Genomic DNA, 8,734 nt, shown 5'->3' with positions numbered 1-8,734 from the left:
ATTGCTCGCCAGAGATGCCTCGCTAAATCAGATACTCATTTTTTGCTAGGTGGGGTTCGTGGCGCGCATACCTTGGACACCCAGCCCACGATCATTTGGACACTCGTTCCATGCTCACTTGGACAAGCGGCTTCCAGCCGCTCTTCGCCGTGCTGTTTGCCCAGGCGCAGGATGCCCAGGCAGGCGCGGAAGCCGTGCTGCGGATGGATCCGGCGTTCGAGGATATGAGCGATGACACCAGCGGTGTTTGGCCCGGTCTGCTCAGCCCAGTGGATCAGTCGCTGCGGCGTCCATTCGGCGTGTTCGCGATGGCTCTTGGGCATGTGCTCGGTTTGGGTGTTAGCTTCGAGCTGATATTAAAGTATGGGTATTGTCCGCGAATATCAGGATGAAGGTGTGCCGCTACCTCTACATCGGAACTAGAGACGTAGCGACCAGCCCATCGCTGGATTAGGTGCTTAAGATCGTGCGGCTTTTTTTGCACACCTTTCGTCTTTATTTGCGCATCAAGCCATTCGTACGCAAATCGAATGCAGTCGTTGTGTTCATGAAGTTTCTCGCGAATCGTGTGAGTGGCTGTTTTCTTGCCAGCCTCGATCTGTTGGTCAGTAAGCATTGTTTCTTTCTCCAAGTTATGAATTCATCTGCATAAAGTCCATGACGATCTCGCTGCCAAGAGCCTGCGTGCCTCACAGGCAGAAAACTTTCTCGATCCATGGGTCGTGCTCGAAGGGACCATGAATTGATGCGAAGCAACCTTTACTCTCGGTGATGTCGCGATCAAGATTGGTTGCCATCCAGTCGACAGTACAAATCACAAGGTCGGCCTCCAAAATTACCCCACGAATTACGCCTATGTGCAGAATCTTGATGCCTGTCTGCCCTTTACCCTTCATGCGCTTGATCGCGATCCTGTCGCCCGCCTGCATTTCAGCTGCTTTGACTTGCTGATGGCCCTTGTCCCACCCAAGAATCCAGATTCCTTTCTCGACGAAAGATTGATCTTGAGGATCACTCCCTCCCCATGATGCCCCTACGACCCAATACTTTGGCATATCTCACTCCATTGATGCTGTCATAAAGCTGGCATTACTGAACCAATACGGCACAAAAAGGCACAAAAAAAGCACTTGCGGTAAACGCTAAGTGCTTGATTTGTAATGCTTGTTTGGTGGAGCCGGGGGGATTTGAACCCCCGTCCGCCAGTACTCCGCTGTCGGTACTACATGCTTAGCCGTGTCTATTAAGTTAACCCTCAGCGACCCGACGGGCAGGGTGCTTTGGGCGAGTTGCGTAAGTTTTAGTCGCTTCGTCCGCAACGTACTAGGCGACGATCCTGTTCTATATGACAATCATTTCGGGTTTACAGGCATCCCCTGATGATTGCTGGAGCCGAAGCTACCAGAAGGAAGGCTAGCACCGCTTACGCGGCGAGAGCTGTTTCCCCGTAGGTTTCGTCATTGGCAACTATAGAAAGTTGCAACAGTGGATTTACGAGTTCTGTTACCAACTCGGCATGCACCTAAAGTTTCATCACCGGCGTCGAATCCAAATCGGCCCCGAGACTGCTTTCGCAATCGCTGGGGCGGAGTGTACGCCGATTGGCGTGCCACGTCGACCCGTTTGCTGCGATCGATCAGGTCAGCCGTTGCTGGCTGAACTGATCGAGGTGGGTTACTTGTTGCCTTCGCTGCCCGAACCGGTGTTTTTCAGCGAGGTGATCACCTTGGTAGTGATCTCGACGCATTTTTTCTCGTCGTTCTGCGCTTGTGCCGCTTTGGCGTTTTTCTCGGTGGTTTCGAGCATGGTCTTGTTTTCAGGGCTCAGGTTGGTGCCGGAAGAGACCTGAGCGTTTTCGATTGTCTTGATGTTGGCAGCACACAAATCATCGGCGGCGAAAACCGGCGAAGCCAACAGGGCAGCGCTGAGGAACAATCCAGTGAGGGCGGTACGCTTCATGTGTCTCTCCTTATAACCTGTGGACTCGGTGTGGCCGGTCTTTGACGCCGTCGCCCGAGGGTTTTGAAAGCCCGTTGAGTGTTGGGGCCTAAAGGATTGACTGTGTAGTAACGCAGGCGTTCTATTTTTTTTACGACTAATGCGAAAAAGCCACAGTGGGCAGTCAGGGCACCAAAGTGGAGCGATCTTCGCGTTGAGGGTGTGATTATGCGCAGAGGAGGGGAAAAGCGGGTAGTGGCGTCAAATGCCTGCAGCGAGGCATTTGACGCCTGGCGAGGTCTAGTCTTCCTTGCCCTTGGAGCGAACGGCGCGTTGCAGCTCGCGGTCCGAATCGCGTTCGCGCTCGGTGTGGCGCTTGTCGTATTCCTTTTTACCTTTGCCCAGAGCAATTTCGCACTTGATCAAATGCTCCTTCCAGTAAACGGAAAGGGCCACGCAGGCATAGCCTTTCTGCTGAACCGAGCTTGTGAGCTTTTCGAGCTCGCGCTTGTTCAGCAGCAGTTTACGGGTGCGTGTCGGGTCAGCGATGACGTGCGTGCTGGCGGTCTTGAGAGGCGTGATGTGGCAACCCATCAACCAGGCCTCGCCATCCTTGAGCAGCACGTAACTGTCGACCAGCTGTACCTTGGTGGCACGCAAGCTTTTTACTTCCCAGCCAGACAGGACCAGACCGGCCTCGAACTTGTGTTCGATGAAGTAATCGTGACGCGCTTTCTTGTTTTGCGCGATGGTCCCTGTAGGGTGTTTCTTGAGCTTAGCCATAGGGGGCGCATTATAGGGAGTTGCATCAATGTCGGCTACGGGAAAGCGTGTGCTTGAGCACAAAGGTTGAATCCCGGACAATGCGCGATCTTTTTTGGCTGGGCGTTTCAATAATGTCGACGGACAAGGTTTCGGTCCACGGTAGCTGGGCAAGTCGCTGGGTGTTCATCCTGGCTGCCACCGGCTCTGCCGTGGGGCTGGGCAGTATCTGGAAATTCCCGTACATGGTCGGTGCCTATGGTGGCGGCGCGTTTGTGCTGGTTTTTCTGGCGTGTATCGCCTTGATCGGCATTCCGGTCATGATCGCCGAGACGCTGATCGGACGCCGTTCGCGGCTCAGTCCGGCGAATGCGCTCAAGACCCTGGCGGTCGAGGCGGGGCATTCGGCGCGTTGGTCCTGGGGCGCTTTTGCCGGGATGATCACGGCGCTGCTGATTCTCTCCTTCTACAGCGTGGTGGGCGGCTGGTCGCTGGATTACCTCATCGACATGGGGCGGGGCGACTTTCAGGGTGTGTCGCCGGATCAGGTAGGTGCCTATTTCGGCGCAGTCATCGCCGATCCGTGGCGCCTGATCCTCTGGCACACCATCTTCATGCTGCTGTCTGCGGTGGTGATCGGTAAAGGTGTCGAGGCTGGGCTGGAGAAAAGTCTGCGCATCATGATGCCGATGCTGTTCCTGCTGATGCTGGCGTTGTTGGGCTATAGCCTGACCACCGGGCATTTCATGGAAGGCGTGCATTTCATGTTCGACTTCAATCCCGACAAGGTGCTGGATGGCTTGCTGCCGGCGATGGGGCATGCGTTCTTTTCGTTGAGCGTGGGCGTCGGCTCGATCATGGTGTACGGCGCGTACATGACCAAAGGCGCATCGATCAGCACGACGGTGGTCGGTATCGCATTGCTCGATACGTTCGTTTCGCTGCTCGCGGGGCTGGCGTTATTCCCCATTGTTTTTGCCGCAGGTCTGAACCCGAGTGAAGGGCCGGGGCTGATGTTCGTAACATTGCCTTATGCATTCGGCAACGTGGCGTTCGGTCAGTTGATGGGCGTCGTCTTTTTCGTGCTGGTAGCCGTGGCGGCCTGGAGTTCGGCGATTTCGTTGCTCGAGCCGATGGTTGCCTATCTGGTCGAGCGCACCCGTATTCGCCGTGCCTGGGTAACGTTCTGGCTGGCCTTTACTTGCTGGTTCTTGGGCTTGGGAACGGTGTTTTCGTTCAATATCTGGCAGAAAGCCAAGTTCTTCGTGAACGATGGGGGCGTATTCCACCTCTATCAGTGGGGTGCATCGAATGGCCTGGACTTCTTTGGAGTCATCGATTTCTTCACTTCGCGGATCATGCTGCCGCTGGGTGGATTGTGTTTTGTGGTATTCGCAGGCTGGGTGATGGGCCGTGAGGCGGTGCGCGATGAATTGTCGATTCGCAGCCCGCTGCTCTTCAACCTGACCTTCTTTTTGATGCGCTACGTGGCGCCGCTCGGCATTCTTGTGGTGTTTGCCGCTCAGCTCTGGAAATGACGCTCACATGACTACGCACATACAACGCTCTGCTTTACTGCCGTATCCGGCCGGTTTCCTTTATGACCTGGTCAATGATGTGGCCCGTTATCCCGAGTTTCTGCCGTGGTGCTCTTCGGCGACTGTGCTTGATGCCAGCGAGTCGCAAATGCGCGCCAGTCTGGAGATCGCCAAGGGCGGCCTGAGTCAGAAATTCATGACGCGCAACACGCTGGTGCCCGGCGAATCGATTGTGATGGACCTGGTCGAAGGGCCGTTCGAGCAGTTTCATGGCGTCTGGACCTTCAAGCCGCTGGGTGAAAAAGCCTGCAAGATCAGCCTTGACCTGTCTTTCGATTACGCGGGGACGATTGTTCGCGCCACCTTGGGGCCATTATTCAATCAGGCGGCCAATACGCTGGTGGATGCGTTCTGTCAGCGCGCGAAAGAGCTGCATGGCTGAGGCGTCGATTCAGATCGAAGTGGTGTATGCCACGGCTCAGCGTCAGGTGTTGCTGACGGTTGATGTGCCGGCAGGCTCGTCGGTACGGGAGGCTTTGGCGCTCAGCGGCATGGATCGGGAATTTCCCGAGCTGGATCTGGCGCAATGCCCTGTAGGTATTTTCGGCAAAGTGGTCGCTGATCCTGCTGTGCGAGTGCTGGAGGCGGGTGAGCGAGTCGAGATATATCGCCCCTTGCTGGCCGATCCGATGGAAATCAGGCGTCTGCGCGCGGCCAAAGCGCGTGAGAAAAGGACGCTGCCCGGCTGAATACCGGCTGAATGACATGCACAAAAAAGCCCGGCGAGCCGGGCTTTTTGCTGAGCGTCTGCGGGACTAGCGGGTGTTGGTGTCCAGAGGCTCTTGAGTCGGGACTGGTACGGTCTCGACGCTGTCGACGTCTTTCTGGATGGTATCCAGCAGCGAGCCTGGTTTGGCGGGCTCTTCTGGCTTCTGCTGAGGCTGAGCCTCTGCCGGAGCGGTGCCGTCAGTGCCTTTGCCGAGGATCGCTTCGTCGCGGCTGACGCCAGGCATGAAGTCACCAGACAGGCTGACGAGTTGGTCATTACCGTTGAATATCAGGCTGACGCGCTCTTGCTGGCGTTCACCACCACCTGGCTGCAGGCTATACAGGTAATCCCAACGATCGGCATGGAAAGTGTCGGTCAGCAGGGGATTGCCCATGATAAACCGTACTTGCCGCCGGGTCATTCCGGGGCGTAACTGGTCTATCATGTCCTGCGTGACGACATTACCCTGCTGGATGTCGATTTTGTAAACCCCGGGGAATGAACAACCGGCGAGTGCGAGCAGTCCCACGAAGGTGAAACTGGTTAGCAAGAGCTTGGTGTTTTGCATCGGTGGGCGACTTCCACTATCTTGGCTGGGACAACGTAAACTCCGATCATACCTGCATTAAGAGAAGCTGCGAAGCAGCGTCTGCGAGAAAGCTGACCATGGTTGAAAATAACGAACTACGTAAAGTAGGACTCAAGGTAACCTTACCGCGGGTCAAAATACTGCAAATGCTCGATTCTGCAGAGCAACGCCACATGAGCGCCGAGGATGTCTACAAGGCTCTCATGGAGGCCAGCGAGGACGTCGGTCTGGCCACGGTTTACCGTGTTCTGACTCAGTTCGAGTCCGCTGGACTGGTGGTGCGCCACAATTTCGACGGCGGTCATGCTGTGTTCGAGCTGGCTGATGGCGGCCACCACGACCACATGGTCAATGTGGAATCGGGTGAGGTGATCGAATTCTTCGACGAAGAAATCGAGAAGCTTCAAAAAGCCATTGTCGAAAGACACGGCTTTGACCTGGTGGACCACAATCTGGTGCTCTACGTCCGTAACAAGAAGGCGTAATCAGCAACAGGGGCGACCGCGGTCGCCTTTGTGCTTTCTATGGCTCAGCTTTTAGCCGTGACGACCATTTTTTTGGCGTGAGCCAGCGATTCCTTGGTCAGATCGATGCCGCCAAGCATTCGGGCGACTTCCTCTATACGTTCAGTCTTGCTGAGCTTGGACACGGCTGTGCGCGTCGCGTCGTTGTCCCGCACCTTGTGCACGAACAGGTGCTGATGGCCCTGCGCCGCGACCTGCGGCAGGTGAGTGACGGTCATGACCTGGCCGCGCTCGCCCAGGCGACGCAGCAGCTGTCCCACAATTTCAGCCGTCGGCCCGCCGATGCCCACGTCGACCTCGTCGAATACCAGGGTTGGCACGCGTGACGTCTGGGCAGTGATGACCTGAATCGCCAGGCTGATACGCGACAGTTCACCACCCGACGCGACTTTCGCCAGCGCTTTCAATGGTTGGCCGGGGTTGGCGCTGACCAGTAGCTCTACCTGCTCCAGGCCGTGAGGCGAGGGTTCTACGCTGGCGTTTGCTTTGAGCTCGATCTGGAAGCGGCCGCCGGGCATGCCCAGACGATGAATTTCCTGTTCTACAGCGCTGGCCAGTTTCGTCGCCGAATTGTGGCGCAGATCGCTCAGCTCGCGGGCTTTATCCTGATAGTGCCGGGCGAATGCCTGCACTTCATGCTCCAGCCGTTCGATGGATTCGTCGTTGGCATTCAGTGTTTCTATTTCATCCAGCAGCTTCTGTTGCAGGGTCGCCACTTCGCCCGGCTGGATGCGGTGCTTGCGCGCCAGTGTATAGATGGCGTCCAGCCGTTCTTCGAGCTGCTGCAGCCTCGCCGGGTCGGCATCGAAGTGGTCCAGAAAGCGGTTCAGCTCACCGACCGCTTCTTCTACCTGAATCTGCGCACTGGACAGCAGGTCTGTGGCTTCGCTCAGGGCGGACGGTGAATGGTCGACGCTGCCAAGGCGTTGCAGGCTGGCGGTCAGGGCGTTGAGTACATTGCCGGAATCACTTTCACTGCATTGCTCGACGACCTGACGGCAAATGCTCAGCAGGCTTTCGGCATTGGTCAGGTCCTTGTGTTCCTGCTCGAGCTGCTCCAGCTCGTTCTCGCCCAGGCTCAGGCTTTCCAGTTCTTCGAGCTGATAGCTGAGCAACTGATGGCGTGCACGCTGCTCGTCGCCAGAGTTGGACAGGCGCTCCAGCTCTTGCCGCGTCTGGCGCCAGCGCTGTGCGGCGAGGTGCACTTGTCGCGCGAGGTCGGTCGCGCCGGCGTATTCGTCCAGCAGGCGTCGGTGGGTATCGGTTTTGAGCAGCGATTGGTGCTCGTGCTGGCTGTGAATGTCGATGAGCAGTTCGCCCAGCGCTTTCAGATCACCCTGAGGGCAGGGCGAGCCGTTGATGTAAGAGCGCGAACGACCTTCAGCGGTGATCACGCGGCGCAGAATGCACGGGCCGTCGTTGTCCAGGTCGCGCTCTTTCAGCCAGGCCTCGGCCTCGGGAATATCGCCCAGATCGAAGGTGGCGAGGATATCCGCCTTGTCAGCCCCCGGCCTGACCACGCCGCTGTCGGCCCGGTCGCCAAGTGTCAGCCCCAGAGCGTCGAGCATGATCGACTTGCCGGCACCGGTTTCGCCGGTGATGACGCTCATGCCCCGATCCAGTTCAAGATCAAGGTGTTCGACGATGGCGTAGTTATGTACGGAAAGGTGCACCAGCATTGAGCGGCTCCCGGGCTGATTGTCTGGTTATTTATACAGTGTTTTATTTGTGGCTGACAATGCCTCGCCTTAGCTCGTTTTGGTTGGTCCTGACTGTTTTTTAGTCGCTCTCGTTGCGGAACGCGAGTTTCTTCATGGCTTGAATCCGGATTTTTTGTCAGGGAATACGTATCTCGATTACAAGAGCCCCTTGAACCGGAAAAATCCGATCCCATATAGGTGGGCAGAAGCGCGAGTCGGGATCGCGGACGTTTTTAGAGGAGAACACTTATGGCTGACGAACAGAATCTGGATGCGCAGGCTCAGGATCAGGCTGCCGAGGCAGGTACGGGTGAAGAATTGACAACCCGCGTGCAGGTGCTCGAAGAGCAACTGGCTGCCGCGCAGGACCAATCCCTTCGAGTGGCTGCGGATCTGCAGAATGTCCGCCGCCGCGCCGAACAGGATGTTGAAAAGGCTCACAAGTTTGCGCTGGAAAAATTTGCCGGTGATCTGTTGCCGATCATCGACAGTCTGGAGCGAGGGCTCGATCTGTCCAATCCGGACGACGAGAGCATTCGCCCGATGCGCGAAGGCATCGAACTGACCTTGAAGATGTTTCAGGACACCCTCAAGCGTTATCAGCTCGAAGCCATTGATCCGCATGGTCAGCTGTTCAGTGCCGATCAGCACCAGGCAATGGCCATGCAGGAAAGTGCAGATGTAGAGCCCAACACGGTGCTCAAGGTGTTTCAGAAGGGTTATCAGCTCAATGGTCGTCTGTTGCGCCCGGCCATGGTCGTGGTCAGCAAGGCACCATCGCCTGCAACGCCGTCAATTGACGAGCAGGCTTGAAATAAGCTGTAAGGCCCCCATTTAAAGGTCAAGCGTTTAAGAGCTACCGCACGTTGTAAATGCACGTGCGGCAACCACATTCAAATTTTGCAAGTTTCGGG

10 protein-coding genes, 1 other RNA gene and 1 pseudogene are annotated in these 8,734 nt (G+C 56.6%); 5 read left to right on the top strand and 7 right to left on the bottom strand.

Translation table 11 applies throughout. The annotated features are described in order from the left end of the window. Nucleotides 1-122: 122 nt before the first annotated feature. The 5 genes and pseudogenes from ABJ99_RS26600 to smpB all read right to left on the bottom strand — a co-directional run. Nucleotides 123-341: pseudogene (locus ABJ99_RS26600) on the bottom strand (IS21 family transposase); the annotation flags it as partial. A gap of 348 nt (nucleotides 342-689) precedes the next feature. Further along, nucleotides 690-1,055 carry a hypothetical protein gene (locus tag ABJ99_RS04890; protein WP_054084834.1) on the bottom strand — a complete coding sequence of 122 codons (366 nt, stop codon included), beginning with the start codon at nucleotides 1,053-1,055 and terminating at the stop codon, nucleotides 690-692. 114 nt (nucleotides 1,056-1,169) lie between these two features. After that, nucleotides 1,170-1,561: a transfer-messenger RNA gene (ssrA, locus tag ABJ99_RS26595) on the bottom strand. A gap of 113 nt (nucleotides 1,562-1,674) precedes the next feature. Further along, on the bottom strand, nucleotides 1,675-1,959 hold the full coding sequence (locus ABJ99_RS04885; protein ID WP_007249044.1) for a hypothetical protein: 285 nt from the start codon (nucleotides 1,957-1,959) through the stop codon (nucleotides 1,675-1,677). A 279-nt stretch (nucleotides 1,960-2,238) separates the two neighbouring features. Further along, the gene (smpB, locus tag ABJ99_RS04880; RefSeq protein ID WP_054084833.1) at nucleotides 2,239-2,721 is read right to left on the bottom strand and encodes an SsrA-binding protein SmpB; all 483 of its coding nucleotides are present in this window, start codon (nucleotides 2,719-2,721) and stop codon (nucleotides 2,239-2,241) included. A gap of 113 nt (nucleotides 2,722-2,834) precedes the next feature. Between smpB and ABJ99_RS04875 the strand changes: the two genes are divergently transcribed. The 3 genes from ABJ99_RS04875 to ABJ99_RS04865 are packed head-to-tail and all read left to right on the top strand — an operon-like array spanning nucleotide 2,835 to nucleotide 4,987. Then, a complete protein-coding gene (locus ABJ99_RS04875) occupies nucleotides 2,835-4,238 on the top strand; it encodes a sodium-dependent transporter (RefSeq protein WP_054084832.1) in 1,404 nt (467 codons plus the stop codon). 7 nt (nucleotides 4,239-4,245) lie between these two features. Further along, nucleotides 4,246-4,680 carry a type II toxin-antitoxin system RatA family toxin gene (locus tag ABJ99_RS04870; RefSeq protein ID WP_005620437.1) on the top strand — a complete coding sequence of 145 codons (435 nt, stop codon included), beginning with the start codon at nucleotides 4,246-4,248 and terminating at the stop codon, nucleotides 4,678-4,680. Continuing rightward, nucleotides 4,673-4,987 (top strand): RnfH family protein, encoded by a 315-nt coding sequence (locus ABJ99_RS04865; protein ID WP_054084831.1) that lies wholly within the window; start codon nucleotides 4,673-4,675, stop codon nucleotides 4,985-4,987. Before ABJ99_RS04870 ends, ABJ99_RS04865 begins: the two co-directional genes overlap by 8 nt. A 66-nt stretch (nucleotides 4,988-5,053) precedes the next feature. On the opposite strand, the gene ABJ99_RS04860 is transcribed toward ABJ99_RS04865, so the two are convergent. Next, complete coding sequence (locus ABJ99_RS04860) at nucleotides 5,054-5,575, bottom strand: outer membrane protein assembly factor BamE (RefSeq protein ID WP_054084830.1); 522 nt, start codon at nucleotides 5,573-5,575, stop codon at nucleotides 5,054-5,056. 98 nt (nucleotides 5,576-5,673) lie between these two features. Here ABJ99_RS04860 and fur point away from each other — a divergent pair, with 98 nt between their 5' ends. Beyond that, nucleotides 5,674-6,081 carry a ferric iron uptake transcriptional regulator gene (gene fur / locus ABJ99_RS04855; RefSeq protein ID WP_003313643.1) on the top strand — a complete coding sequence of 136 codons (408 nt, stop codon included), beginning with the start codon at nucleotides 5,674-5,676 and terminating at the stop codon, nucleotides 6,079-6,081. Between the two features lie 44 nt (nucleotides 6,082-6,125). On the opposite strand, the gene recN is transcribed toward fur, so the two are convergent. Beyond that, the gene (gene recN / locus ABJ99_RS04850; RefSeq protein WP_054084829.1) at nucleotides 6,126-7,799 is read right to left on the bottom strand and encodes a DNA repair protein RecN; all 1,674 of its coding nucleotides are present in this window, start codon (nucleotides 7,797-7,799) and stop codon (nucleotides 6,126-6,128) included. Nucleotides 7,800-8,069: 270 nt separating this feature from the next. On the opposite strand from recN, the gene grpE reads away from it, so the two are divergent. Further along, entirely contained in the window at nucleotides 8,070-8,633 is a 564-nt protein-coding gene (gene grpE, locus ABJ99_RS04845; protein WP_054084828.1) for a nucleotide exchange factor GrpE, read from the top strand. The last annotated feature ends 101 nt before the right edge of the window (nucleotides 8,634-8,734 follow it).

The organism is Pseudomonas syringae pv. cilantro (assembly GCF_001293775.1).
Classification (GTDB): Bacteria; Pseudomonadota; Gammaproteobacteria; order Pseudomonadales; family Pseudomonadaceae; genus Aquipseudomonas; species Aquipseudomonas syringae_P.
The sequence above is the reverse complement of the archived record's forward strand: the minus strand, read 5'-3'. Positions and strand labels throughout refer to the sequence as shown.

Bases quoted from the DNA above. Each gene is read 5' to 3' on its own strand.
- ABJ99_RS04890 (WP_054084834.1), bottom strand. From the start codon at position 1,055: ATGCCAAAGTATTGGGTCGTAGGGGCATCATGGGGAGGGAGTGATCCT.
- ABJ99_RS04885 (WP_007249044.1), bottom strand. From the start codon at position 1,959: ATGAAGCGTACCGCCCTCACTGGATTGTTCCTCAGCGCTGCCCTGTTG.
- smpB (WP_054084833.1), bottom strand. From the start codon at position 2,721: ATGGCTAAGCTCAAGAAACACCCTACAGGGACCATCGCGCAAAACAAG.
- ABJ99_RS04875 (WP_054084832.1), top strand. From the start codon at position 2,835: ATGTCGACGGACAAGGTTTCGGTCCACGGTAGCTGGGCAAGTCGCTGG.
- ABJ99_RS04870 (WP_005620437.1), top strand. From the start codon at position 4,246: ATGACTACGCACATACAACGCTCTGCTTTACTGCCGTATCCGGCCGGT.
- ABJ99_RS04865 (WP_054084831.1), top strand. From the start codon at position 4,673: ATGGCTGAGGCGTCGATTCAGATCGAAGTGGTGTATGCCACGGCTCAG.
- ABJ99_RS04860 (WP_054084830.1), bottom strand. From the start codon at position 5,575: ATGCAAAACACCAAGCTCTTGCTAACCAGTTTCACCTTCGTGGGACTG.
- fur (WP_003313643.1), top strand. From the start codon at position 5,674: ATGGTTGAAAATAACGAACTACGTAAAGTAGGACTCAAGGTAACCTTA.
- recN (WP_054084829.1), bottom strand. From the start codon at position 7,799: ATGCTGGTGCACCTTTCCGTACATAACTACGCCATCGTCGAACACCTT.
- grpE (WP_054084828.1), top strand. From the start codon at position 8,070: ATGGCTGACGAACAGAATCTGGATGCGCAGGCTCAGGATCAGGCTGCC.